Below are 25362 nucleotides of genomic sequence, written 5' to 3'. Positions count from 1 at the left end.
CGAAAATTAAATTAAAAAGCTTTGTGGCTTGCCGCAAAGTGGCGCGCATATTAATGTAACAGGCTTAAGCGATCAAGGTTTTTGTTGAATTTATACCCAAACCACCGTCATATATCGCTTTATCATGTCAAAATGCGTGTTCTAAGGAACAGAGTATCAATCATATTTCATTAAGGGCTTGTTGGATTTAAATGATCATAATTCGTGTTGCATTGCCTATTCCTAAGCGTCAGCTATTCGATTATCAATATGAGGGAAAAGCCTTGGCTGCCGGTATACGGGTTGCTGTACCTTTTGGCCCGCGAGAAATGGTAGGTGTAGTGTGGGAAACCAGCGACAAATCAGAATGGGATATCAGCAAACTAAAATCCATTGAAAAGGTATTAGACGATTCGCCAATATTTGACCCAGTACTAATAAAGCTATGCAGTTGGCTCGCTCAATATTACAAACACTCTATTGGAGACGTGGTTCAAACAGCCATGCCAGTAGCACTTCGCAAAGGTCAATCCAGCCAGGTAAAACCCTTAGAATACTGGACATTAAGCGATGAAGGTAAGCATACAGATTTAACTGGTTTAGCTCGTGCACCTAAGCAGCGTACTGCGTTAGAGGCATTACACAAAGAAGATTTGCTTAAGTCCAAAGCCAAGTCTGATTTTGGCCCAGCGGCTATTAAAGCATTGAGTGAAAAAGCGTTAATCGAAGCAATAGAAAAAACACCTTCTAAAACGCCTACTTGGCAACAAAACTTAGTGATCCAAGACAAACCCTTCGCCAATGTTGAGCAAGCTGTCGCCATTAGTAGTATAGAAGCTAAACTCGACCAATATGGCTGCTTTTTATTAGATGGCATTACCGGCAGTGGCAAAACAGAAGTCTACCTGCAAGCCATAGAGCAGGTGCTAAAACAAGGCAAACAAGTATTGATTTTAGTACCCGAAATTGGCCTCACACCACAAACAGTACATAGATTTAAGTATCGTTTTGGAATCGACGTAGGAGTACTCCACTCAGGTTTAAATAACACTGAACGCCTGCAAGTTTGGCAACAAAGTGCCAATGCTCAGTTAGGTATTATTATCGGCACTCGCTCAGCCATTTTTACCCCCATGCTTAAACCTGGCTTATTGATAGTAGATGAAGAACATGATGCGTCTTATAAACAACAAGACGGTTTACGTTATCACGCTCGAGACTTAGCCGTTATGCGCGCCCGTGAAGAGAATATACCACTGGTATTAGGCTCTGCCACTCCCGCTTTAGAAACCTTAAATAATGCACTAACCGGTAAATATCAACATCTTAAGTTAGCTCAACGCGCAGGAAACGCCTCGCTAGCCACTCAGCATGTTTTCGACATTCGTCAGCAACCCTTAAAGTTTGGTGTAGCTCAAGGCATGTTAGATCGTATGAATCAGCATCTACAACAAGGCAGCCAGGTGATGTTGTTTATTAACCGTCGAGGTTACGCTCCTGCGTTAATGTGCCATCAATGTGGTTTTGTAGAGCATTGTAAACACTGCGACAAACCTTTTACCCTGCATAAACAGTTATATAAATTACAGTGTCATCATTGTGGTAGTGCTAAGGCCATTCCTAAAGCTTGCCAACAATGTCATTCCAACGAGTTGGTTTCTATGGGTGTGGGCACTGAACAGTTAGAGCAAGGGCTGGCCAATTATTTTCCACAATACAGCAGTATTCGTATTGACAGCGATAGTGCCAGAGGAAAAAACAAGCTGGATAACATGCTCACCAGTATCAACAATAACGAACATCAAATCCTTATTGGTACCCAAATTTTATCTAAAGGACACCACTTTCCTAATGTCACACTAGTGCTTATTTTAGATGTTGATGGTGCATTGTTTAGCGCTGACTATCGTGCCGCCGAGCATCTAGCTCAACTTATTACTCAACTCGCTGGACGAGCTGGTAGAGCAGAAAAACCTGGAGAAATGTGGTTACAAACTCACGATCCAGGTCACCCATTATTACAAGACTTGATCAATAACGGCTATGCTCATTTTGCTCAATACGCCTTATTGGAAAGACAACATGCGCAGTTACCACCCTTTACTTTTCAGGCACTATTCAAAGCACAAGCCATCAGCGCCCGCGACGCATTTGACTTTTTACAACAAGTAGCTCAACTATTTAATGGTGTAGACAACCTAGATTGTATCGGCCCTATCCCTGCCCTAATGGAAAAGCGTCAAGGTCAATTTCGCATGCAGTTGTTATTACAAAGTGCTCATCGCAGCACCTTACAAAAAGCCATTGGCCAACATATAAGACAGATTGAAGGGTTGAACTTAGCGAATAAAATCCGCTGGTCGTTAGATATTGATCCGCAGGATTTCAGTTAATTGGCTTTTCTATACTATTTAAATAGGTATTCCTCCTTATTTTCAGACTTGAAGTACACAAAACAAAATAAATCCCAAACTAGTTGAATCAGTATAAATTTTATCCATAATATCAAGTTCATAGAAAGTTCAACAAGGAAAGATTGAATGAAAACTCTTCATTTACAACAAATTATTTTTTACACCTTAGTGCTATTTTTATTGCTTGGATGCGGTGGCTCTTCAGAACAAGATCCTCCCCCAAATGAGACGGCAAATGCTAAACCTATAGCCAAGGCTGGTGAACAACAAAATATATCCACCGGAATAGTGGTAACGTTAAATGGAAGCACTAGCTCGGATGCTAATGGTGATACCTTAAGTTACCAGTGGGCATTCACTTCAATGCCCACTAATAGTAGCGCGGAGCTGAACAACGCAACAACAGCGTCCCCCACTTTTACAGCAGATGTAGAAGGTACTTATACTCTCCAACTAATTGTTAACGACCAAAAGCTCGACAGTAATGCTGATACAGTCTCAATCATTGTCACAACAGCTAATGAGGCACCTATTGCCGAGGCAGGTAACGACCAAAATGTGTCTACTGGCACACTGGTTACTTTAAATGGCGATGCAAGTTCCGATGCTGATGGAGATTCACTTACCTACCAATGGTCATTGACTTCATCACCCACAAACAGCCAAGCAACATTCGATGACTCAACCCTAGTATCAGCAAAATTTACAGCAGATATAGACGGTACCTATACAGCGCAACTGATTGTTAATGATGGGATAAGTAATAGCAGTCCAGACTTATTAACTATTATTGCCGTTTCCAACAATTCCAAACCTGTTGCCAATGCTGGTGATGATCAACCTGTTTCTACTGGTGCAACCGTTACTTTAAATGGTATAGCAAGTTCAGATGCAGATGGCGATGGACTAACCTATCATTGGGTACTGACTGACCGTCCCTTAAACAGCAGTGCCACACTTGATTCTGCTTCGTCACCAACACCTACATTTGTTGCAGATATGATCGGCCTATACATAGTGCAACTTATTGTAAACGATGGTACCCAAGATAGTGACCCATATCATGTTCAAATTGTTGCATCTTCTTTTAACGTTGCACCTATTGCAAACGCAGGTAACGATCAACATGTCGCCTTAGATTCACGTGTGACGTTAGAAGGCAATGCCAGTACAGATGCTAATGGTGACATGTTATCTTTTGCTTGGTCATTTACTTCCAAGCCTGAAGGCAGCAATGCCACCTTGGATAGTCCTCAAACCAATAATCCAAGTTTCGTCGCCGATATAAGCGGACAGTACGTCATATCACTTATTGTAGGTGACAGTACACTTGCCAGTTTACCAGACAGTGTTCAAATAACTGCTGCCGATGGAGCGTTAAAGTTATTTATAAAAAACAAAGGGAAATTCTATAACGAAATCCCGCTTACTTCCGCTATTGTTAGGCAAATCAATTTAGTTGGCACAGATACGCCTACCAAAGCTAGGTTAGGTAGTTATAAACTCAGTGCATTTGGGCAAGATGTCACCATTTCAAATCTAACCGCAATAGATAACAACGCTATTTCTTCGGCGTATTTCACTGGCATTGAAGAAGGTTATCAGTTGGCTGCTGGAACTGAGGTTATTTTCCATTTAGAGGCAATGGTTTCCACAGAGCAGTTAAACCTAGCATTTAGTTTTGATGTGCCTGAAACGGGAGGATCATTTTACGCAGAGTATCTAGTCGGTGGCCCCCAGCCACTTGTAAAAATAGCTCCCCAATACCCAGCTCAAGCTGCTCGAGATGGAACAGAGGGCTGGGTTAAGTTAGGTTTCACAATTAATGAAGTGGGTGGCGTTGAAGACGTCGCAGTGATTGACGCTAGCCCGAAAAGAGTTTTCGATAGAGAAGCAAGAAGGGCGTTAGGAAAATGGAAATTCAAACCTTTAGTTATCGATGGCCAACCACTTAAACAATTTGATATACAAGCCATTATAGAGTTTAAACTTGATGATTAGTTTTCTGTAGATAGTGGGCAAAAACGATTTGCCCACTATCTACAAGCAAACTAAACACTATAAAAATTTATAGCCTTGTATATTAATAATCATCAGCACTAAATTTTCGGTTTGATATTCTAATTGATGAATTGCTCAAGCAATGTAGAATCACGCCTCTAGTTTTCTAAGTAGTACATTTGATAGCATGGCACACAAAGATTACGTGGCTCGGGGCCGCAGTAAAAAACCCGCTCCTCCTCCAGCGAAAATATCTCTACCTTGGTTACGGATTATTATCACCCTTACCTTAGTGGCAGGGTTTGGCTATTTTTTATGGAGTATTAAGGGTTCAGCCCCTGAAAACCAATCAAACGAACAAACTACAGTGAAATCTACAAGTGGTGCGCAAACCAGCAATGAAGAAAACTCACTGCCAGAGATCCCCGAGGAAGAATGGGAATTTATCAAAAGTTTGCCAGAATTCACTGTAGAGATTGAGCATAAAGAGCAAGATCAACCCACAGTGCGCCGCTTAATTCAATGTGGATCTTTTAGAAAAAATCACCAAGCACAAGAACTTAAAGCAAGGATCGCGTTTCAAGGCTTAGAGGCCCAAGTGAGGTCAAGCAAAGGCTCTTCAGGTATTTGGTACCGCGTTATTCTTGGGCCTTATGATAGTAAACGAGGCGCTGAAAAAGACCGCCACACCTTACAACGTGCAAAAGTTAATGGTTGTAAAATTTGGAACTGGAATCTGTAGCAACACTATTTTACATTCCACAACACATATCAAGCCGTGAGCCCCCCACTTACGGCTTGAAAAAAAAAGATCCCTCCCCACATCTAATGCATCTGGCATGGTTACTTTATATTTAGTAACAACCGCCCACTCTTAGCTTTGACAGCATTTGGCACCACACCATTGTTTGTCTTTGGATATTGAAGGAATTTTCGTGACTACCATTGTATCTGTACGCCGCAACAATCAAGTCGTAATAGCCGGTGATGGCCAAGTCTCACTTGGCAACACTGTTATGAAAGGCAACGCCAAAAAAGTGCGGCGTTTATATAACAACAAAGTACTGGCAGGATTTGCTGGCGGCACGGCCGACGCATTCACCTTGTTTGAACGTTTTGAGTCTAAACTTGAGATTCATCAAGGCAACCTAACCCGCGCTGCCGTTGAACTCGCCAAAGATTGGCGTACCGATCGCATGTTACGCAAACTTGAAGCCTTATTAGCCGTAGCTGACGAAACCGCCTCTTTTATCATTACCGGTAACGGCGATGTAGTACAGCCAGAAAATGACTTAATTGCGATTGGCTCAGGAGGCAACTTTGCTCAAGCATCAGCCATGGCCTTACTCGCCAATACTGAATTGTCGGCTCAAGAGATTGCCGAGAAAAGCTTGACCATAGCCGGTGACATTTGTGTGTTTACCAACCATAGTCAAACTATTGAAACAATTGATTATTAACCAATTTTTATGACTGGCGCAGTTCATAATGTTCGCTGGTCAACTACCCCGAATTATAAGGTCTTATTTATGTCAGAAATGACCCCAAGAGAAATCGTCCACGAATTGGACAGTCATATTATTGGCCAACAAGATGCCAAACGCGCGGTGTCTATCGCCCTTAGAAATCGCTGGCGTAGAATGCAGCTTGAACTAGAGCTGCGCCAAGAAGTGACCCCTAAAAATATCCTGATGATTGGCCCAACAGGTGTAGGTAAAACCGAAATCGCCCGCCGTTTGGCTAAACTCGCCAATGCACCTTTTATTAAAGTGGAAGCCACCAAATTTACCGAAGTGGGCTATGTAGGCAAAGAAGTCGAAACCATTATTCGCGACTTAGCCGATATCGCAGTAAAAATGACCAAAGAACAAGCCACAGGCAAAGTGAAATTCCGCGCTGAAGAAGCCGCCGAAGAGCGTATTTTAGATGCCTTGTTGCCCCCGCCAGAAAATGCTTTTGGTGAAAAAGAAGAGCCGCAGGACAAAGGCACCAGACAAGTGTTCCGTAAAAAATTCCGTGAAGGCCAGCTCGACGACAAAGAAATCGAACTCGATGTCGCCGCTCCCCAAGTAGGCGTAGAAATTATGGCGCCTCCTGGTATGGAAGAAATGACCAACCAACTTCAGGGCATGTTTCAAAACCTGTCTGGCAAAGAAAAGAAGAAGAAAAAACTCAAGGTAAAAGAAGCCTTTAAAATATTGGTTGAAGAAGAAGCCGCAAAATTAGTGAATCAAGAAGACTTAAAACAAACAGCTATCGAATCACTTGAACAAAACGGCATTGTGTTTATAGATGAAATCGACAAAATCTGTAAGCGCGAAGGCTCTAATAGCGGTGGTGATGTATCCCGTGAAGGTGTGCAGCGCGACTTATTACCACTAGTTGAAGGCTCAACTGTGTCGACTAAACATGGCATGGTGAAAACCGACCATATCTTGTTTATTGCCTCTGGCGCGTTTCAAATGAGCAAACCGTCTGATTTGATCCCAGAATTACAAGGCCGATTACCAATTAGAGTTGAACTAGCCGCACTCACGGCGCATGACTTTGTACGTATTTTAACCGAGCCAAACGCCTCACTTACCGAGCAATATGTTGCCTTGCTTAAAACCGAAGGTGTAGAGGTGTCTTTTACCGAAGAAGGCATTGAGCGTATCGCTCAGGCGGCATGGCAAGTCAACGAACGTACTGAAAACATCGGTGCCAGACGTTTGCACACTGTGATGGAAAAACTCATGGAAGAGATCTCTTACGATGCCTCTGAAAAAAGCGGCGAAGCATTAGTCGTCGATGCCAAATACGTTAACGACCATTTAGAAATGTTGGTGGATGATGAAGATTTAAGCCGTTTTATCTTATAACCGACCAAGTTTTATTTAAAATGCCGTTCAAGTATGAGCGGCATTTTTATATCCGCGCGATAATTTAGGAAAACAAGCCAATGGAATTACATTTTCATAAGTCATTTTGGGAAGCCAGCTGCAATAACCCGCAAGAACTGAGTGAGTTACTCACACGCACCAAAAACGATGGTTATCAAGGTAGCGAGTTGTTCTTGCCTTTTTATGGCATTGATATCGATACCACCCTAAAAGTCCATGGCGAACATGGCCTCAATATTATTACCGGTATTGCCACACAAGGTGACGATATAGCGGCCCATCTAAAAAGTATGACCGCTCAAATAGCACAGGCCGTTGAGTTCTCGCCTGTATTGATTAACTCCCATACTGGGCGCGATATTTTTACCCTAGAAGAAAACCTAACACTCTTTGAGCACGCCCTAAAATTGGAGCAAAAATACGGCATCGCTATCACTCACGAAACCCATAGATTTAGGCCAACATTTAGTACCTTCGATACCGAAAAAATCATACAAGCCTTACCCGAATTAAAATTGAATTTAGATATCAGCCACTGGATGGTGGTGCATGAGTCAGATTTAAGAGACCAACAAGCTCGCTTAGACGCTATTTTCCCTCATGTGCAGCATATTCATGCGCGAGTAGGCTTTGAAGAAGGACCACAGGTCACCGATCCTCAAGATGAATTATGGGCAGAACATTTAGAAAATCATCTAGGGCTTTGGCAAAAAGTGTTTGATATCGCAGCGCAGAGAGGCCAAAAGCGCTTCACCATCACCCCAGAATTCGGCCCCTTTCCTTACGCTCATGTGCATCCGCAAACCCAACAACCTTTAACAGATGTTTGGGCCGCGAATAACTTTATGCAGCAACGCCTAAAACATAAGCTCGATGTAAAGTTGAGCGCCTAGTGGGGTGCCACTCTAAAAGCCTGCCACTTTTTATAGGTTAAAGAACGCCATAACCATTCCAACGGGCCAAATTGAAAATGGGTTAACCACCAGCTAGACAAGGGAATTTGTATTGCCAGTATCGCCAGCACAATCAGCATTTGCGGCGCACGGGATATGTCACCGTACAAACCGCCTGCATAGCCATAAAATATGCTGGTCGCGATAACCGAGTGCATAATGTAATTCGTTAACGCCATACGCCCCATGGGGGCAAGTTTCACTAACCAGTTATACCACTTAGGTGAGTCGAGTAACCTGATCACCATCCCAAGATAACCGGCGGCCATAAAAAACTGCCCGCCCATAAACAGCACATTACCTACACCTTGCAGCGGCATAACCTGCTTCACCGCTGGATGCCCCATAATCGACAAGCCGCCTACTGTGATAAACAAACCCACTCCTAGCCCAATACGGGCCATATAACCAAATAATTTAGGGTGTTGTACATGATTTTTGATGGCGCCCGATATCACCAACCAATAGCCCAATAAAAATATTGGCATTAACATAGTCAGTGCGAAAAAAGGTGAAAAAGCCAACCACTCTATCGATGCTTTTGTTCTAAACACAGTTGCTTGCCAATAAGTGCCGTCTTTAAGGGCCGCTATTTCATTAGCCGAATTTTGAGCCAGCTCTTGCTCATATTCGAATATCTCTTGTGCTTGCTCTTGAGGCGTTTGTTCTTCTTCAGCTTTGGGCTCGTCTTGTTGTTCAGCGGCATCTGTATTGTCTTGGGCAAGGTCTGGGGTGGTTTCTGCCTCTTCTGCTTCGTCTGCCTCGCCTGCCTCTAATAAAACATCAGCTGAATCTGCCAGAAGCTCATCTTGAGGTCCTTCTGGAGAGGCTTTATTTTCAGCCGCGTCTGTCTCAAGTTGCGACACTAATCCTCTTACAACTTGGCTTTTTTGCCATTGTTCGGTTAACGATTGACGGTCAACAAAAGCGCCAAATCCTACACCAGCTAAAGTCGCCATTAGCATAGGAACACATAACCACCACAAGGCTAACTTTAATATCGAATTGGGATTGTTGTATTTTTCAAAGCGTTTTTTACGGAGTAAATAAATTAAGCCCAACAATAATAAGCCTGCTAATGCGTAGTCGTGCAGAATATCCCCTTGCCATAGAAAAAACATATGCGCTAAGCCAAACACAAACAACACCAACATTCTGCGAGTAAACCAGGCTCCAAATGGCCTGTCTTTACGCATAGCTTGGGTTAACATCACCGCAAAGCCCATGCCAAACAACAGCGCAAAAAGTTTATAAAACTTGCCTTCGACAAAGCAGCGAATTAACCATCCAGCGGCATGGTCAAGGCCAGTTAATTCCAAATTGAAGGTACTAATTTCACCTATAGGCCGGCCAAACCATTCTATATTCATCAGTAAAATGCCCATCAAGGCAAAACCGCGCAAAATATCTAAAGCGTTGATTCTTTGATCGAGGGAAACTGGGGTTAATGTCGGAGGGCTAACGGTTTGGGTTGAATCAGTGGCAATGTCTTGATGTGCGGTACTTGCTTCGTCTGACATAGTCATTCCTAATCAATTTGAGTATTGCTACGTTTAATTATCAAGACTATAGCAGCCTCAACACATTATTGTTTGAACAAAAATGTGTTGAGGCTCAGTAATTTCTACATGGTAACAAACTCTTCGCCACTGGTTGGGTGGATGGCCACACATGAATCAAAATCGGCTTTTGTTGCGCCCATTTTCATGGCCACACCAAAACCTTGCAGAATTTCGTCCATGCCAGCGCCAATGCCGTGTAAACCTACTACTTTTTGCGTGTCACCGGCACAAATTAACTTCATACGCGTCATTTGCCTATGCTTAGTGACCGCTGTGTACATAGCCGCAAAACCTGAGTTATACACTGTAATGTTATCGGCACCGTATTCTTGCTTGGCCTGCTCTTCGGTTAAACCAATAGTGCCAATGGGTGGATGGCTAAACACCACTGTTGGGATCAACGAATAATCCATATGGGCATTAGTTTGACCATTAAATAAACGCTCTGATAATAAACGCCCTGATTTAACCGCCACTGGAGTCAGTTCAACATAGCCAATATTATCGCCTACTGCGTAAATGCCCTCTACGTTAGTATTTTGAAACTTATCGACTTTGATATAGCCACGTTCGTTTATCTCAACACCGGTGTTTTCTATAGCAATCTTATCGTTGGCAGGTTCTCGGCCGATAGCCCAGACCACACAGTCAGTCTCGATTGCCTCGCCATTTTCAAATTCAATGGTTAATGAACCATCGACATTTTTCGTCACTTGAGTTGGTGTGGCGTGGGTATGCAAAGTTGGCCCATCTTGAGCCATTAGCTCAACCAAGGTTTCTGACAACATAGTATCAAAACTACGCAGTGGCGCATGTTTACGCACTACCAAATCGGTTTTTGTGCCTAATGCATGCATCACACCGGCAAGTTCAACAGCTATATAACCAGCGCCAACTACCACCGCGCGTTTAGGCTGTTCGCTTAACTCAAAAAAGCCGTTTGAATCGATACCAAGCTCTGCCCCTGGAATGTTAGGCAATGTAGGGCGACCACCTGTGGCAATTAATATGTGATCCGCGGTGTAGTGTTGGCCAGCAACTTCTATAGTATTTTTATCCACAAAAGTTGCAAAACCATTGATTAGGGTCACCCCATTTTTTGCAAAACCACTGCCATAACTGCCGTGTATTCGCTTTATGTAAGCTTCGCGACTATCCACTAAGGTTTGCCAATTGAAGTTATTCACAGTGACATCAAAGCCATAATCAGGGGCATATAAGTTAATGGCTTCGGCAACGTGAGCACCAAACCACATGACTTTTTTGGGTACACAGCCCACATTAACGCAAGTACCACCAATGGCGTTTGCCTCTACTATCGCTACTTTTTTACCGTGTTTAGCCGCGCGATTTGCCGATGCAATGCCACCACTGCCACCACCTATACATATATAATCAAAATCTGCCATGAGCCTGCCTAATTAAAAAATTTGAATGAAGATAATGCTTATCTTACAAAAATAACACTGCAATTTATCAATTGATCTAATCTAACTAATCGATAATGACGTTCTTGCAAAAGAACCTTGTAACAACAATTAAATTACAGCCGTTGTAAAATTAACTATTAGCTCTTGAGATTTACGGGGTGCAACCCAATTTCTTTAAGTATCTTAATCGAGAAGAATACTAAAAATGACCAATCCACTTTCTAATTTAGCTGGGCTACCGCAATTTTCGGCCATTAAACCTGAGCATATTCAACCTGCTATCGAACAAGCCATTGAAGCCTGCAAAACTAAAATTACTGAGTTGCTGAGTCAAGATGACTATTCTTGGGATAACCTTATTGCACCTATTGAAGAAATTGACGACCAATTGAGTCGCAAGTGGTCGCCGGTTTCCCATATGAACTCTGTCGTTAGCAATGACGCATTACGCGAAGCCCACGACGCCTGCTTACCTGCGTTATCAGATTACGGCACTTGGGTCGGTCAAAATGCTGATTTTTACCAAGCTTATTGCCAAATCGAAGCAAGTGCCGAATTTGCGAATTTGTCACAGGCACAGCAACAAGTTGTGACCCATGCCATTCGCGATTTTAAACTATCAGGCGTGGCCTTAGACGACGAGAAAAAAGCCCGTTATGCCGAAATATCTAGCCGTTTATCTGACTTAGGCTCAAGCTTTAGTAATAATGTGATGGATGCCACTTTAGGTTGGCAAAAACATATTATCGACCAAGCTGAATTAGCCGGTTTACCTGAGTCCGCTTTAGCTGCCGCTAAACAGTTAGCTGAAAGTAAAGAGTTAGAAGGTTGGTTATTCACTTTAGATATTCCCAGCTATTTACCCATAATGACCCATGCCGATAATAGTCAATTACGTGAAGAAATGTATCGCGCTTATACTTCCCGTGCCTCTGACCAAGGGCCCAACGCTGGGAAATGGGATAACACCGAGATCATCAACGAAACCTTAGCTTTGCGTCAAGAATTAGCACAACTATTAGGCTTTGCAAATTTTGCAGATTATTCATTGGCCAGCAAAATGGCCAACTCTGGCGAGCAGGTCAATGGCTTTTTACAAGACCTAGCCAAACGCTCTAAACCACAAGCCCAGCAAGATATTGATACGCTAACGGCCTTCGCCAACGAACATTATCAAGTTGATAAGTTACAAGCCTGGGATTTTGCTTATTTCAGTGAAAAACTCAAAGAACAAACCTATAAAATTTCTGATGAACAATTGCGCCCTTATTTCCCCGAAGACAAAGTGGTCACAGGTCTGTTTGAAGTAGTATCCCGTTTATACAACTTAAGCATCAGCGCCCGTGACGATATCGATACTTGGCACAAAGACGTGGGTTTTTACGATATTCACGACCAAACCGGCGAACTTCGTGGCAGTTTTTACCTCGATTTATACGCCCGCGAGAAAAAACGCGGTGGTGCTTGGATGGACGAATGCCAGGTACGCAGACAAAAAACCGACAACAGCCAACAATACCCAGTGGCTTATCTAACCTGTAACTTTAATGGGCCAGTAGGCGACAAACCGGCTTTGTTTACTCACGATGAAGTCGTGACCTTGTTCCACGAATTTGGCCATGGTTTACATCATATGTTGACCAAAATAAACGTTGGAGGGGTATCAGGCATCAACGGTGTAGCTTGGGATGCAGTGGAATTACCTAGTCAATTTTTAGAAAACTGGTGCTGGCAACCAGAGGCACTTAGCTTTATTTCTGGGCACTTTGAAACAGGCGAATCGCTGCCGCAAAACTTGTTAGACAACATGCTCGCTGCCCGTAACTTCCAATCAGCCATGCAAATGTTAAGGCAGTTAGAATTCAGCCTATTCGACTTTAGCTTGCACCAAAATTTTGTTGCAGGGCAAACCAATGTACAGCAATTTTTAGACGAAGTGCGTGCGCAAGTGGCGGTGCTCATTCCCCCTAGCTTTAATCGTTTTCAAAATAGCTTTGGACATATATTTGCGGGTGGTTATGCGGCAGGCTATTACAGCTACAAATGGGCAGAAGTGTTATCGTCAGACGCCTTTAGCCGCTTTGAAGAAGAAGGTATTTTTAATCAACAAACTGGCCAAGACTTTATGGCTAACATCCTCGAAATGGGTGGCAGTAAAGAACCCATGGAGCTGTTTGTGGCCTTTAGGGGTCGCGAACCAGAGGTGAACGCTTTGCTACGCCATTCGGGTATTGCAGCATAAATTTACTGAGACCCACGGCAGGATTATTGCAACCCTGCCGTTCACCCCAAAAGCATTAGAATTAACGGCTCTTGGGGTTCGATTTTTTTTGGTTAGCTGGTTAGCCTTGTCAATTAGATAGTAATGTTGCCTTTTGCTTTAGCCAAAGTGACACACATTGATATCTTTTCTAAGGTTGTGGACAAATGACGTTCTGCACCTTCAATTTCAGCGAGTTCTTCGGTAAAGAAAGTTTTCACATCTTGATGCATGGCTTCACTGCAAAATCCTGCTCCAATTAGTGGCGTCATGCCCATGTATTTCTTGGGGATAACCATAGACATTAACGAAAAGTTTTCTTTAAACCATTGATATACTCGACCACGATTTTGTTTCACGCTCATTTGTGAAACCAGCAAGGTGATCCGTTCATTTACCCGCAAAGACAATGAGGTCATCATATCTAGCACCATCTCGCCTATTTCTGGGTGGGTTGAACGCCCTACTGCCGTTAATATCTGTTGGCGCAACGTGCCGTCGTCGGTATTTTCTAGCTGGGCTACCATGGCATCGGCAAAGGGTTTACCATGCACTTCTACGGCACTGCTTAGGGCCGGTAAGATTAATTCGGGTTCAATACTGTCAACCCGTAGCTGACTATCGCTTTGATAACCTATTAGTTGTACGCCCATGTCGGCCAGTTCATTGAGTGCCTCTGGCTGCTTTAAGGTTAACGCCAATAAGTTAATCATTTGTTTGCGTAACATCTTGGCTTCAACGGGATTCGATTTATCTAACTCACTGGTAGGGTGTAGCCCAAGGTTGTCCAACTTAGGTTGATACAAAGTAGATAAAAACTCAGATATTTGCTGATTCTCTTGTTCGTTAGCAATTTCGTTGGCGATAAATTTAATTTCACTGATGGGTTGGCTTATCAGATCCCAATCTTTATCCGCGACTAGTGGGCGAATATTTTGCAGGTAATCAGATATCTCCATACGTCCGGCGCGATACTCGGCAGCTAAATTACTGGCAATAGAGTATTTCTCTGCGCCGCTGAACTTATCTAAATTTGCGATTAAACGTTGTTGCTTGTCTTTGGCCATTGACCAACGATAGTAGCCCTTGCCACCCGCATTGGGCATAACCGCAGTAGGGCAAAAGTCACTCTCTAGGGTCATTTCATGTTGGGCCTTATCAAGCAAAAAGCACGCTTGTTGCTGTTGCTCATCATTGATAAGGGTCATACAAACCGGCAATGTCCATTGCTGCTCTGATGATGAACGGGCGCCTAAAGGTAAGTAGCGAGACTGCTTTAATGTCACTGTATTGCCTAGCTCTGAGCATTGGTAATCGAGGCTTACCAAAGGCACACCTTTTTGATTAAGAAAGCTCTCAAAGGCCGGTTTAATTTTAGCTTTTTGCGCAAAGCGTTCGATGGACTCAATAAATTGCAACGCATCGGCATGGCCAAATGCGTATTTTTTCATGTGGTATCTAACCCCGTCTCTGAAGGCTTCTTCTCCCACAAAGTCTTCCATCATTTGTAATACGGCGCCCCCTTTTTGATAGGTGATACCATCAAAGGCATTTTTTATTTCGCCATTATCGGTAATGGGCTCGCGAATTTGCCGCGTATCCAAATAGATATCACTCGCCATCACCCTATGGCCGCTGCGCACCATGGCCCGCTCAAAGCCTAGTGCTGGGTTCCATTCATTCATGGTGATATCGGCCATCCAAGTGGCAAAAGACTCATTTAACCAAATGTCGTTCCACCAAGGCATAGTCACCAAATTGCCAAACCATTGGTGGGCTAACTCATGGGCATGGGTGCTGGCATAACTGCGTATTTCATCGATAGAAGGGTTGTCTCCCAATAGCAATAATTGCTCGCGATAGGTAATTAAACCGGCATTTTCCATGGCACCTGCGGCAAAATCAGGGACCGCCACTAAATCCAATTTTTCGTAAGGGTATGGCATATCAAAATAGCGTTCTAGGGCATCTAAAATAGCAGCGGTATTTTCCAGCGCATAATTCATTTGTGCGCCTTTGCCTTTGGTGGCGATGCCACGCAAAGGGATCTCGCGATCTCTTACCGCAGATTTTGGAATAGCTGCATATTCAACAACATCCAAATCACCCACCGCAATAGCCACAAGGTAAGTGGGCAAAGGTTTAGTGGTTTGAAAGGTTAAACGCTGAAAGCCATCGTCTAATTGTTGATGTTGAATTTGCGGGGTATTGGCCAGCCCTTTGTGCTGATTTTTAACTTCTAAGGTGATATCAAAGGGTGTCTTAAAACGTGGCTCGTCAAAACTAGGAAAAGCAAACCGAGCAAAGATAGACTCAAATTGGGTGAAGGCATAATTTTCGTCGCCTTCTTTAACGAGATACAAACCAGTCAAATCTTTAGCCATATTGCCAGTGAAATTTATGTTGATACTGCCCTGTTGCGCGGCAATGGGCTGGGCGGCGCTGAGTCGAACCACGCCAGAATGTCCCATTTCGTGATAATCAAGGGCCACCACATTACCATCGGCACCGATAAACTCAGCTTTGCTGGCGCTTAAATCTTGGCCGTGCAGCCATAACTCTTGGCTAGCTTGTGATAGCGCAACTTGAATTTTAACTTGGCCGCTAAAACGCTCTTCATCAGGATTAACACGCAACTCTAAATGATAATGTTTTGGCGTTAACCACTGGGGTAATTGCCCTTGCGGCGAGGCTTGTTGCTCGGCCAAATCAATCCTACCTTGCCAATTTTGGTATTGGGTATAAGCAAATACGCCTACACCTATGATAAGTAATAGATAGATGGTTCTAGTAAAAAACTTTTTCATCCTGCCCTCTGTTATAATTTTTGTTATGAGGTAAACCCTAGAAATTCTAGTGTGTTGCTAAATGTTATTAAAATCCAGTTTTTAAATGAATGATTAGAGATGTATGCAAAATCTAGAAAAATTTAGCGCCATTTACCAGCGGGCTTGCGAGCGTAAAGGTGGGCCACAAGCAATACAGACAATACTCACCCAGCCTTTATCAGTTCAAGCTCTTAGCAAGATTGGCGCGGATCGATTTTTAGCCGAATTCACTAAAAAAGTATTCCAATCGGGCTTTGTATGGCGGGTGGTGACCAATAAATGGCCTGATTTTGAGCGAGTATTTTTTAGCTTTAACATCGAAAAAGTACTCCTAATGCCCGATGAAATGCTCGAACAAAAAGCCACAGATCCTAGCATTATTCGCAATTATACTAAGGTAAAAACCATTCGTGATAACGCCATCATGATCGATAACGTCGCAAGGGAGCATGACAGTTTTGCCAAATTTGTGGCTGATTGGCCTAGCGAAGATATCACAGGATTGTGGGCCTATCTAAAAAAGCATGGAGCCAGACTAGGTGGCAATACCGGCCCCTATGGCTTGCGCGCTTTGGGTAAAGATACCTTTTTATTGACCAATGATGTGGTGGGTTATTTCACCCAACGCGATATTATTTCAGGCTCGGCCCAGTCCAAACGTAGTCTTACTGCCATACAGCAGGGTTTTAACGAACTGCAACAACAAAGCGGATTATCTTTGCAAGAATTGAGTATGATTATAGCCAATAGTGTGGGCGATAATTATCAATAACGGCCGCATTTTAGCCGTAACAGGTATTCCTGCATTCTTATCTGTTGGCCTTGGCTTTTATTCGGTAAACTAGTGATATATGACTATCTAGGATTTTCCATGAACACCCCTGACACAAATGATACTCAAACAACTGAAAACACCACTCATTTTGGCTTTAAGCAGGTTGAGTCCAGCCAAAAAGTGAATATGGTAAAAGAAGTGTTTCAATCAGTTGCGGCCAAATACGATATTATGAATGACTTAATGTCTATGGGTGTGCACCGTTTATGGAAGCGCTACACCATAGATTGTAGCGGGGTACGTGCAGGCCATAAAGTATTGGATTTGGCCGGTGGCACAGGTGATTTAACGGCTAAGTTTTCTCGTATTGTTGGCGAGTCTGGCCAAGTGGTGTTAGCCGATATTAACGATGCCATGTTGAAAGTGGGCCGCGATAAACTACGTAACAAAGGCATAGTGGGCAATGTAGAGTATGTTCAAGCCAATGCCGAAGCCTTGCCGTTTCCTGATAACAGCTTTGATATTATTACTATTGCTTTTGGCCTTAGAAACGTCACCGATAAAGACAAAGCCTTGGCCTCTATGTACCGCGTACTAAAACCCGGTGGCCGTTTGTTAGTGTTAGAGTTTTCTAAGCCAACTAACGAAATGCTCAGCAAAGCTTACGATATGTATTCATTTCATTTATTACCCAAAATTGGCCAAGTGGTAGCAAATGACGCCGACAGCTATCAATATTTAGCTGAGTCTATTCGTATGCACCCCGAACAAGAGGTGCTTAAAAGCATGATGGAAACCGCAGGATTTGAACAAACCACTTACCATAACTTAACCGGCGGCATAGTCGCGCTGCACCGAGGCTTTAAATTTTAATATGCCATTTGCTCAATTAGTAACCTCCGGCATTGAGTTGACCATAAATAAATTGCTTAAGCTCGATGAAGAAAGCCAATTGCGATTGAAAAAACTATCGGGTAGATCCTTGCAAGTAACAATTAAAGAATTGCCTTGGCCGCTACTTTTTAGTTTTTCAGAGCAAGTGGATGTGCGCGCTGTTATGGCGACTAGCGAAACATCAAGTGAGTCCGTAGACTGTTTAATTGAATTAAATCTCGAAACCTTACCTAAACTTAAAGACAGCAGCCAACTCACCCAACTTATTCAACAACAACAACTAAGTTTGATAGGTGATATTTATGTGGCACAAACCTTTAGTACCTTGCTCAAAGATCTAGACATTGACTGGGAAGAGTTACTTTCGCAATACACTGGCGACGTGGTGGCTCATCAAACCTTTAGCAGCATGCGAACCTTGTTTGATACAGCTAAAACCCAAATTGAACAAGGTGCTGCGGCGCTCAGCGAGCACTTAACTCAAAGTGATTCAATTGCCGTTAAACCGAGTGAAATGTTAAGTTTTAGTCAAAGTGTCAGTGAACTACGCAGTGACACAGAACGCTTATCCGCCAGAATAGGGTTATTAGAACAAGCCCATAAAGTTAACACAGGATCCCAGAACTAAGGTGAGAATTTTACGCTTTTACCAGATTAATAAGGTGATGTTGCAACACGGACTAGACGAACTAATTCCAAGCAAATGGCTACCTTGGTATGCGAAATTAGGCCGATTAGGATTGTTTTGGCTGCGCAATAAGCATCCCGATAAATCCCAAGGTGCGCGCATTCGATTGGCACTGCAAACTTTAGGGCCAGTGTTTATCAAATTTGGCCAGATGTTGTCTACCCGCAAAGATTTACTGCCGCCAGATGTAGCCATCGAGTTATCGATATTACAAGATCAAGTAGCCCCCTTTGATACAGAACAAGCCCAACAAATTATTCTAAAAACACTTGGATTAAGTGCACTTAGCGACTTATTTAGTGAATTTGAGCCTAAACCTTTAGCCTCGGCCTCGATCGCTCAAGTACATGCCGCAAAATTAAAAGACGGCAAGCAAGATGTGATTGTTAAAGTTATCAGGCCCAATATTCAACACACTATACAATCCGATATTGAATTAATGCGTACTGCGGCAGGCGCGCTGCAAAAGCTACTGCCAGATGGCGAGCGTTTACGCCCTGTTGAGGTAGTGGAAGAATACGAACGCACCATAATAGATGAATTAGACCTAACCCACGAAGCCGCGAACGGCATCCAATTTAGACAAAATTTTGAACACTCCACCGCTTTGTATGTGCCAAAAATCTATAGCCAATACAGTCATAGAAATGTGATGGTTATGGAGCGGATTTATGGCACACCTATAGCAGATATAGAACAACTCGTGGCCCGCAATACCAATATGAAAAGATTAGCAGAACGTGGCGTAGAAGTATTTTTTACCCAAGTGTTCCGCGATAGTTTTTTTCACGCCGATATGCATCCTGGCAACATTTTTGTCTCCACGGTAAATCCCAACGATCCTCAATATATCACTATCGATTTTGGTATAGTGGGCACCCTCAATAGTGAGGACAAACGGTATTTAGCTGAAAATTTCATCGCCTTTTTTAATAGTGATTATCGCAAGGTTGCACAATTGCATGTGGACTCTGGTTGGGTTCCTGCAGATACCGACATAGACGATTTTGAAGCCTCCATTCGCAAGGTATGCGAGCCAATTTTTCAAAAACCTTTAGACGAAATCGAATTTAGTAATGTGTTGCTGCAGCTGTTTAATACCGCCAGACGTTTCAATATGGTGATCCAACCGCAATTGGTTTTACTGCAAAAAACCTTGCTGTACATTGAAGGCTTAGGTCGACAGCTTTACCCACAACTTGACTTATGGCAAACCGCTAAACCATTTTTAGAGAATTGGATGAAACAGCAAATTGGCTTTAAAGCCATGTATCAAAAAATATCAGCCAATCTACCTTTTTGGTCTGAAAAATTACCCGAAATACCAGACCTAGTATACGACACCTTAAAACAGGTTAAGAAGCTACCCGAACAACACAAAAGACAGTTTGAATTGCAGCAACAACAAATGCAGCGGCAACACCGCAGCTCGCAATTATTAATAATGGGGGCGACTTTTGTCATTACCGCAGTAATATTGCCGGTTTATCAGCCACATTGGTGGCCAAGTGCGGCTTGCATTACATTAGGCTTATGCAGCTGGATGGCGGCATGGCGCATAAAATAAAGTTTGCGGTGCTAATTATCACCAAAATGCCCTTCGACTCGTAAAGCGATACCATGGGATGTTGCGAAGCCTTCATCACGACGCCATAAAACAAAAGGCTCTACCTCATAAAACAACCACTTACGCAGGGTGTTTTTCCGCCACCTTATACTGACCAAATATTCCTCTATTCGATAATTTGGACGGCTTAGTCCTTCTATATAAAACCCCGCAATCAAGGCATTTTTTTCGTCAAATTGCCTGAGTTTCTGCACGCTATGTTGCCATAACCAATCATTGCTTTTATCTCTGAAGTAAAAATGATTACTCCATCTAAAAATAGAGTGCTCGGTGTCGTTGTAACCTAACTGCCAAGAAAAATCTGCGCCTAAGCCATCTTTGCTATACAAGTAGGCAGAGGTTTCCCATCTTAGAATTAGTTTTTCGTTTAACACATGGGAATTTCGATAACGACTCTTTGCAAAAGCCTGTAAGCGACGTCCAACCCCAATACGATGAGACAAACCACTCGCTCGGCTACTGCGCCAGCGTAGTGCCAAGCTAAAACGATTTTGTTCAACAAAGTCATTATTACCCGACGCTTGAATTTCGTTATCTGGCCTGTCGTCGTCATAATCAGATAACACCAAATCGGCGCGATTTTTCAGCTTGGGCAACTTAACCTTTACTTTAAAGCGCGTTTCAAACTCATTTAAATCTCGGCTTCGTGGCTCCCAACCTAATCGTATCCTTGCGGAGCCGTAGGCTTGCTCACTGGTTTCGACTTCCTCTAAATCAAAAAAATCATCAAACCACAAAGCACTAGAGTTTACCGAAGAAGCAATACTCTGGTGCATGGAATCTAGCCATGGGTATTCCGGTTTCTTTTCTTCAGCATGGGAATGAGTGCTAAAAATGATGCTGAGAAAGAATATTAAAAAGCCTCTATTCACACTATTCCTACTATCTAAATCGACATTTAGTAGACGAGCAAGTCTCGTTTTCATACCTAAGATTAACGCAATTAGAGATTAAAAAGTCAAACAGACCAGATTTGCCGATCAAATCCAGTGACCTTTTAGATAAGCTAAGTATAATGATTTTATTACGTTTCTAGGAGTTAGGTTATGTTTGGCATAAGCCCCATGCAGTTGTTAATTATTTTAGTTATTGTGGTGTTACTTTTTGGTACCAAAAAACTACGCGGTTTAGGTGGAGATTTAGGTGGAGCACTTAAAGGCTTTAAAAAAGCGATGAGCGACGATGACAAAGAAAAAGATGCTGATTTTGCTGCTAATGAGAAGGTTACAGATAAGTCCACAGAAGACGCTGAAAATACCATTAAGCAAACCAAGAGCGAACAAAAAGAGCAGCAATAATGTTTGATATTGGTTTTTTTGAACTGCTTATCATTGGCGTTGTAGGCCTAGTGGTACTGGGACCAGAAAGGTTACCCGGTGCCATTCGCTCGACCCTAAAAACTGTACGCAGTGTTAAAGGCATGGCCACAGGGTTTAGGCAAGAAGTTGAACAGCAGTTCAAAATTCATGAGTTACATGAAAACCTAAAAAAAGCCGAGAATCAAAATTTAGAGAACTTATCTCCTGAGTTGCAACAAACAGTCGATGAACTTCGCGATGCCGCCAAGTCTGTGCAAAAACCTTATTCTAAAGAGTAAATATGGTTGAACCCAATAGCTTAATTGCTCATTTAATTGAACTTAGAAGCCGTATACTAAAAGCTGTTGTGAGTGTGTTTGTGGTATTTTTGTGCTTAGTATACTTTGCTCAGGATTTATACCACTGGTTAGCGACACCTTTATTAGATACCCTGCCAGAAAATGCACAAATGATTGCCACCGATGTGGCTTCTCCTTTTTTTGCGCCCTTTAAGCTCACTATGGTGCTGTCATTTTTTATTGCGATTCCTGTGGTGCTGTATCAAATTTGGGGATTTGTGGCGCCTGGGCTATACAAAAACGAAAAACGCTTAGTTGCCCCTTTATTGTTTTCGAGCACCTTGTTATTTTACCTGGGCATGGCCTTTGCCTATTTTGTGGTATTTCCTTTAGCCTTTGCATTTTTTACTAGCGTGGCCCCTGAAGGCGTGGCCATTAATACCGATATCAGCAGTTATCTAAATTTTGTTTTAAAAATATTTTTTGCCTTTGGTTTGGCCTTTGAAATCCCAGTAGCCGTAGTATTAATGTGCTGGACCGGCGTTACCACCCCAGATTCCCTTCGTGCAAAACGTCCTTATGTCATAGTTGGGGCATTTGTAATAGGCATGTTGCTGACACCACCCGATATTATTTCGCAAACTTTACTGGCCGTGCCAATGTGGGTTCTATACGAGTTTGGTATAGTCGTAGGTAGTATTTATTCTCGTAAAAAAGTAGAGCAAGAACAACAGGATAATCTGTGAGCAAATTAAGCGAGTAAAGTACATGTCTTGGTGTGATATTGGGGTCAACTTCACTGATAAACGATTGAATTTTGAAACTGTATTAGAGCGAGCTCTAGCTGCTGGTGTTTCGCATCTTATTATAACCGGCACCAGTGAAGACAAAAGCCAGCAAGCAGTAGATTTGGCCAAGCAGCACCCTGACCACCTATCGGCCACGGTAGGCGTTCACCCTCACGATGCCAACCAGTTTACTGATCAAACAATAGATAAATTACGTACCTTAGCCCAATCTACAAGCGTTGTGGCTATTGGTGAATGTGGCCTTGATTTTAATCGCAATTTTTCCACTCCCGAGAACCAACGTTTTGCCTTCGAACAACAGCTTAAGTTGGCCTGTGAACTGGAATTGCCGGTCTTCTTGCATGAACGCGATGCCTTTGAGGCTCAAATTGAGTTATTAGCAAAATATCGGCACCACTTAAAAGGTGGCGTGGTGCATTGTTTTACCGGTAATACTGAGCAAATGAATCGCTATCTTGATCTCGACTTGTATATAGGCGTGACCGGCTGGGTTTGCGATCCCAAGCGGGGACAGTCACTACGGGATGCGGTTGCATCACTGCCCCTAGAAAGGGTTTTGCTAGAAACCGATGCCCCTTATCTACGTCCCAAGGGTTTAGCCAATAACCGAAAACTTGATAAAGGTAATAACGAACCTGCTTATCTTCCCTACATAGCAGCAGAAGTTGCCAGCCTAATGACAACTGATATCAACTCGTTGCAGCTAGCAAGCCTTGCTAATACTCAAGCATTATTTGGGTTTACACATATAAATGTGAATGATGCCAAATAGTCAATTCAATCTCTTCACCAAAAAAGATTGGTTGCTATTTAGCATCATTGTTTTTTCTATCATCGCCATTTTTACCACCACAAATTTTTCCACTGATATTCTACCTAGTCATACTGAGGTACAAGATGTTGAATACTTAGTGGACTCAAAAAAACGACATTCTATTGCTAGCATACTTATTAACACAACAGATACGTGGCAACAAAGGACTCAAACCCAGACATCTATAGGTACATCAAATCAAAAACACTGGTTTAGGTTTACTTTGAATGACATTAATCAAGCAAAGCCAATGTTATTAGTAATTAACAATGCGCTACTCGACAATATCAGCCTTTGGTTTATTCATAATAAAAAAATAATTCAGGAATACCATCTCGGTGACTCATTGAAGTTCTCCCAAAGAGTGATTGAACACGAAAACTTTCTCATTCCAGTACCCCTTCACCAGCAACAAATACAGGTGTATATAAGTACACACTCCAAAGGTGCACAACGCCTGCCTATTAATGTCTGGCAGCAAAAAGACTATTTAGAATATTCAAGTAAAAGCGTGCTAATAATGGGTGGTTTTTTTGGCCTTATGTTAGCGATGGGATTAAGTAATCTATTTTTTTATATCACCACTCGTGCTTCAACCTTTTTAGTCTATGCCGGCTATGTTCTATTTTTGACCTTAACTTTAGCCGCTTTGCAAGGCTTAGGTTATCGTTATCTCTGGCCTAATTCCCCTTGGTTACAGCAACACGCTGTAGGAATATTTGTAAATTTAGCCTTTTGTATGTCTATTTTATTTTGCAATCTGTTGCTCAATATAAAAGCTCACAGTAAACGCCTCAATAAGCTACTTAATGCTAACTCTGCTCTGTTTTTATTTGGCTTTGTCGCCAGTTTCATTATCCCGTTGCAGACCATTATCAAACCCTTTTTTGTGGTGGTTTTAACCAGTGGGATAATCATCCTTAGCGTGTCCATTTGGTTGTGGTTCAAGGGGCAAATAATCGCTCGTTATTATACTATCGCCTGGATAGTATTGTTTGTGAGTGGCTTTACGGTTAGCTTAGATACACTAGATGTCATCAATGTTAATTTTCCATCCTTTTACTTATTTATGCTGGGTGCTGTGATTGAAACAGTGTTACTGGCGCTTATTTTAGCTATAAATCACAATCAACAACGACGGGCATTACTGAGTACTCAAGAAGCATTAATAGATAAAGAAAGACAGACGCAACAAGCACAAAGGGACTTATTGGTTACCCAAGAAAATGCCACTGAAGAACTTGAGTACAAGGTTCAAGAACGCACCTTAGAGTTAGAAATTGCCTTAAGAGAGCTATCTGAAACCAACCAAGAGCTGCAAGAAAAAAATACCTTAGACGCCTTAACAGGGATCCGTAATCGCAGTTTCTTTGACAAAAAACACCTTGCAGAAGTACGCCGAAGTCGCAGGGAACAAAGCCAACTGTCTATTGTAATGATTGATATAGACCACTTTAAAAAGGTTAATGATCAATATGGACACTTGGTTGGCGATGAATGTATTAAGACAGTGGCAAAGATACTTCAAAGCGCCTTAAAAAGACCCAGTGATGTTGCTTGCCGATATGGTGGTGAAGAATTTGCATTAATTCTTCCCAGTACCGATTTAGTAGGCGCACAAATACTAGTTGAACAACTTAGAGCTGAAATAGAAAACACTTCTATTCAGGCTGAGGAGGTATCGATAAATATTACAATTAGTGCGGGGATTGGCACCGCCACCCTAAGTTTTGAGCAACCAGAAGATAGTATTTTGTCGTTAGCCGACAAGCAACTCTATGCAGCTAAAAATGCGGGGCGCAACAATGTGCAAAGCAGTAGTTTAGACGTTTTTAAACAGCAGGATTAA

The 25362-nt window shown here is 42.6% G+C and carries 19 protein-coding genes and 2 pseudogenes; 17 read left to right on the top strand and 4 right to left on the bottom strand.

Annotated features, from left to right (window positions below; translation table 11 throughout):
* Nucleotides 1-191 precede the first annotated feature (191 nt).
* The 7 genes and pseudogenes from priA to Q0688_RS09070 all read left to right on the top strand — a co-directional run bounded on the left by priA (nucleotide 192) and on the right by Q0688_RS09070 (nucleotide 8169).
* Entirely contained in the window at nucleotides 192-2372 is a 2181-nt protein-coding gene (priA, locus tag Q0688_RS09100) for a primosomal protein N' (RefSeq protein WP_299075032.1), read from the top strand.
* Between the two features lie 147 nt (nucleotides 2373-2519).
* Nucleotides 2520-3710: pseudogene (locus Q0688_RS09095) on the top strand (PKD domain-containing protein); the annotation flags it as partial.
* A 423-nt stretch (nucleotides 3711-4133) separates the two neighbouring features.
* Nucleotides 4134-4394 (top strand): annotated as a pseudogene (locus Q0688_RS09090) (energy transducer TonB); the annotation flags it as partial.
* 187 nt (nucleotides 4395-4581) lie between these two features.
* On the top strand, nucleotides 4582-5136 hold the full coding sequence (locus Q0688_RS09085; protein WP_299075031.1) for an SPOR domain-containing protein: 555 nt from the start codon (nucleotides 4582-4584) through the stop codon (nucleotides 5134-5136).
* A gap of 193 nt (nucleotides 5137-5329) precedes the next feature.
* Nucleotides 5330-5854: an ATP-dependent protease subunit HslV gene (gene hslV, locus Q0688_RS09080; RefSeq protein ID WP_299075030.1), complete on the top strand. Its 525-nt coding sequence runs from the start codon at nucleotides 5330-5332 to the stop codon at nucleotides 5852-5854.
* A 69-nt stretch (nucleotides 5855-5923) separates the two neighbouring features.
* Nucleotides 5924-7255, top strand: a complete 1332-nt coding sequence (gene hslU / locus Q0688_RS09075) for an HslU--HslV peptidase ATPase subunit (protein WP_299075029.1) — start codon at nucleotides 5924-5926, stop codon at nucleotides 7253-7255.
* An 80-nt stretch (nucleotides 7256-7335) separates the two neighbouring features.
* Complete coding sequence (locus Q0688_RS09070; RefSeq protein WP_299075028.1) at nucleotides 7336-8169, top strand: TIM barrel protein; 834 nt, start codon at nucleotides 7336-7338, stop codon at nucleotides 8167-8169.
* Here the strand turns inward: Q0688_RS09070 and Q0688_RS09065 are convergent.
* Together Q0688_RS09065 and gorA are read right to left on the bottom strand one after the other, a co-directional pair.
* Nucleotides 8166-9749 carry a DUF418 domain-containing protein gene (locus Q0688_RS09065; RefSeq protein ID WP_299075027.1) on the bottom strand — a complete coding sequence of 528 codons (1584 nt, stop codon included), beginning with the start codon at nucleotides 9747-9749 and terminating at the stop codon, nucleotides 8166-8168. The genes Q0688_RS09070 and Q0688_RS09065 overlap by 4 nt on opposite strands.
* Before the next feature lie 104 nt (nucleotides 9750-9853).
* The gene (gene gorA / locus Q0688_RS09060) at nucleotides 9854-11200 is read right to left on the bottom strand and encodes a glutathione-disulfide reductase (protein WP_299075026.1); all 1347 of its coding nucleotides are present in this window, start codon (nucleotides 11198-11200) and stop codon (nucleotides 9854-9856) included.
* Between the two features lie 226 nt (nucleotides 11201-11426).
* Between gorA and prlC the strand changes: the two genes are divergently transcribed.
* Nucleotides 11427-13463, top strand: coding sequence for an oligopeptidase A (prlC, locus tag Q0688_RS09055; protein WP_299075025.1), 2037 nt, complete (start codon nucleotides 11427-11429; stop codon nucleotides 13461-13463).
* A 113-nt stretch (nucleotides 13464-13576) separates the two neighbouring features.
* Here the strand turns inward: prlC and Q0688_RS09050 are convergent, their stop codons facing one another.
* Nucleotides 13577-16288 (bottom strand): M1 family metallopeptidase, encoded by a 2712-nt coding sequence (locus tag Q0688_RS09050; protein ID WP_299075024.1) that lies wholly within the window; start codon nucleotides 16286-16288, stop codon nucleotides 13577-13579.
* Between the two features lie 103 nt (nucleotides 16289-16391).
* On the opposite strand from Q0688_RS09050, the gene Q0688_RS09045 reads away from it, so the two are divergent.
* The 4 genes from Q0688_RS09045 (at nucleotide 16392) to ubiB (ending at nucleotide 20233) form a co-directional block, all read left to right on the top strand.
* Nucleotides 16392-17081, top strand: a complete 690-nt coding sequence (locus Q0688_RS09045; RefSeq protein ID WP_299075023.1) for a DNA-3-methyladenine glycosylase I — start codon at nucleotides 16392-16394, stop codon at nucleotides 17079-17081.
* A 99-nt stretch (nucleotides 17082-17180) separates the two neighbouring features.
* Complete coding sequence (gene ubiE / locus Q0688_RS09040; RefSeq protein ID WP_299075022.1) at nucleotides 17181-17957, top strand: bifunctional demethylmenaquinone methyltransferase/2-methoxy-6-polyprenyl-1,4-benzoquinol methylase UbiE; 777 nt, start codon at nucleotides 17181-17183, stop codon at nucleotides 17955-17957.
* Between the two features lies 1 nt (nucleotide 17958).
* Complete coding sequence (locus tag Q0688_RS09035; protein WP_299075021.1) at nucleotides 17959-18606, top strand: SCP2 sterol-binding domain-containing protein; 648 nt, start codon at nucleotides 17959-17961, stop codon at nucleotides 18604-18606.
* A 1-nt stretch (nucleotide 18607) separates the two neighbouring features.
* On the top strand, nucleotides 18608-20233 hold the full coding sequence (gene ubiB, locus Q0688_RS09030) for a ubiquinone biosynthesis regulatory protein kinase UbiB (RefSeq protein ID WP_299075020.1): 1626 nt from the start codon (nucleotides 18608-18610) through the stop codon (nucleotides 20231-20233).
* An 11-nt stretch (nucleotides 20234-20244) separates the two neighbouring features.
* Here ubiB and Q0688_RS09025 read toward each other — a convergent pair whose 3' ends face one another.
* On the bottom strand, nucleotides 20245-21165 hold the full coding sequence (locus Q0688_RS09025) for a hypothetical protein (RefSeq protein ID WP_299075019.1): 921 nt from the start codon (nucleotides 21163-21165) through the stop codon (nucleotides 20245-20247).
* A gap of 174 nt (nucleotides 21166-21339) precedes the next feature.
* On the opposite strand from Q0688_RS09025, the gene tatA reads away from it, so the two are divergent.
* From tatA to Q0688_RS09000, 5 genes are read left to right on the top strand one after another with little or no spacing between them, the layout of a single operon-like run.
* Nucleotides 21340-21591 (top strand): twin-arginine translocase TatA/TatE family subunit, encoded by a 252-nt coding sequence (gene tatA, locus Q0688_RS09020; RefSeq protein ID WP_299075018.1) that lies wholly within the window; start codon nucleotides 21340-21342, stop codon nucleotides 21589-21591.
* Nucleotides 21591-21890 carry a Sec-independent protein translocase protein TatB gene (gene tatB, locus Q0688_RS09015; RefSeq protein ID WP_299075017.1) on the top strand — a complete coding sequence of 100 codons (300 nt, stop codon included), beginning with the start codon at nucleotides 21591-21593 and terminating at the stop codon, nucleotides 21888-21890. Before tatA ends, tatB begins: the two co-directional genes overlap by 1 nt.
* A gap of 2 nt (nucleotides 21891-21892) precedes the next feature.
* Nucleotides 21893-22636, top strand: a complete 744-nt coding sequence (gene tatC / locus Q0688_RS09010) for a twin-arginine translocase subunit TatC (RefSeq protein ID WP_299075016.1) — start codon at nucleotides 21893-21895, stop codon at nucleotides 22634-22636.
* A gap of 22 nt (nucleotides 22637-22658) precedes the next feature.
* Nucleotides 22659-23471, top strand: a complete 813-nt coding sequence (locus Q0688_RS09005) for a TatD family hydrolase (RefSeq protein ID WP_299075015.1) — start codon at nucleotides 22659-22661, stop codon at nucleotides 23469-23471.
* On the top strand, nucleotides 23458-25362 hold the full coding sequence (locus Q0688_RS09000; protein WP_299075014.1) for a diguanylate cyclase: 1905 nt from the start codon (nucleotides 23458-23460) through the stop codon (nucleotides 25360-25362). The genes Q0688_RS09005 and Q0688_RS09000 overlap by 14 nt, the downstream gene beginning before the upstream one ends.

This window comes from uncultured Paraglaciecola sp. (genome assembly GCF_937123705.1).
Classification (GTDB): domain Bacteria; phylum Pseudomonadota; class Gammaproteobacteria; order Enterobacterales; family Alteromonadaceae; genus Paraglaciecola.
The sequence above is the reverse complement of the archived record's forward strand: the minus strand, read 5'-3'. Positions and strand labels throughout refer to the sequence as shown.

What these genes read in the sequence shown, in the direction of transcription:
- Q0688_RS09065 (WP_299075027.1), bottom strand. Translation starts at nt 9,749, where the DNA reads ATGTCAGACGAAGCAAGTACCGCACATCAAGACATTGCCACTGATTCA.
- priA (WP_299075032.1), top strand. Translation starts at nt 192, where the DNA reads ATGATCATAATTCGTGTTGCATTGCCTATTCCTAAGCGTCAGCTATTC.
- hslU (WP_299075029.1), top strand. Translation starts at nt 5,924, where the DNA reads ATGTCAGAAATGACCCCAAGAGAAATCGTCCACGAATTGGACAGTCAT.
- ubiE (WP_299075022.1), top strand. Translation starts at nt 17,181, where the DNA reads ATGAACACCCCTGACACAAATGATACTCAAACAACTGAAAACACCACT.
- Q0688_RS09000 (WP_299075014.1), top strand. Translation starts at nt 23,458, where the DNA reads ATGATGCCAAATAGTCAATTCAATCTCTTCACCAAAAAAGATTGGTTG.
- gorA (WP_299075026.1), bottom strand. Translation starts at nt 11,200, where the DNA reads ATGGCAGATTTTGATTATATATGTATAGGTGGTGGCAGTGGTGGCATT.
- tatA (WP_299075018.1), top strand. Translation starts at nt 21,340, where the DNA reads ATGTTTGGCATAAGCCCCATGCAGTTGTTAATTATTTTAGTTATTGTG.
- tatC (WP_299075016.1), top strand. Translation starts at nt 21,893, where the DNA reads ATGGTTGAACCCAATAGCTTAATTGCTCATTTAATTGAACTTAGAAGC.
- Q0688_RS09050 (WP_299075024.1), bottom strand. Translation starts at nt 16,288, where the DNA reads ATGAAAAAGTTTTTTACTAGAACCATCTATCTATTACTTATCATAGGT.
- prlC (WP_299075025.1), top strand. Translation starts at nt 11,427, where the DNA reads ATGACCAATCCACTTTCTAATTTAGCTGGGCTACCGCAATTTTCGGCC.
- Q0688_RS09035 (WP_299075021.1), top strand. Translation starts at nt 17,959, where the DNA reads ATGCCATTTGCTCAATTAGTAACCTCCGGCATTGAGTTGACCATAAAT.
- Q0688_RS09085 (WP_299075031.1), top strand. Translation starts at nt 4,582, where the DNA reads ATGGCACACAAAGATTACGTGGCTCGGGGCCGCAGTAAAAAACCCGCT.
- Q0688_RS09005 (WP_299075015.1), top strand. Translation starts at nt 22,659, where the DNA reads ATGTCTTGGTGTGATATTGGGGTCAACTTCACTGATAAACGATTGAAT.
- Q0688_RS09045 (WP_299075023.1), top strand. Translation starts at nt 16,392, where the DNA reads ATGCAAAATCTAGAAAAATTTAGCGCCATTTACCAGCGGGCTTGCGAG.
- tatB (WP_299075017.1), top strand. Translation starts at nt 21,591, where the DNA reads ATGTTTGATATTGGTTTTTTTGAACTGCTTATCATTGGCGTTGTAGGC.
- Q0688_RS09070 (WP_299075028.1), top strand. Translation starts at nt 7,336, where the DNA reads ATGGAATTACATTTTCATAAGTCATTTTGGGAAGCCAGCTGCAATAAC.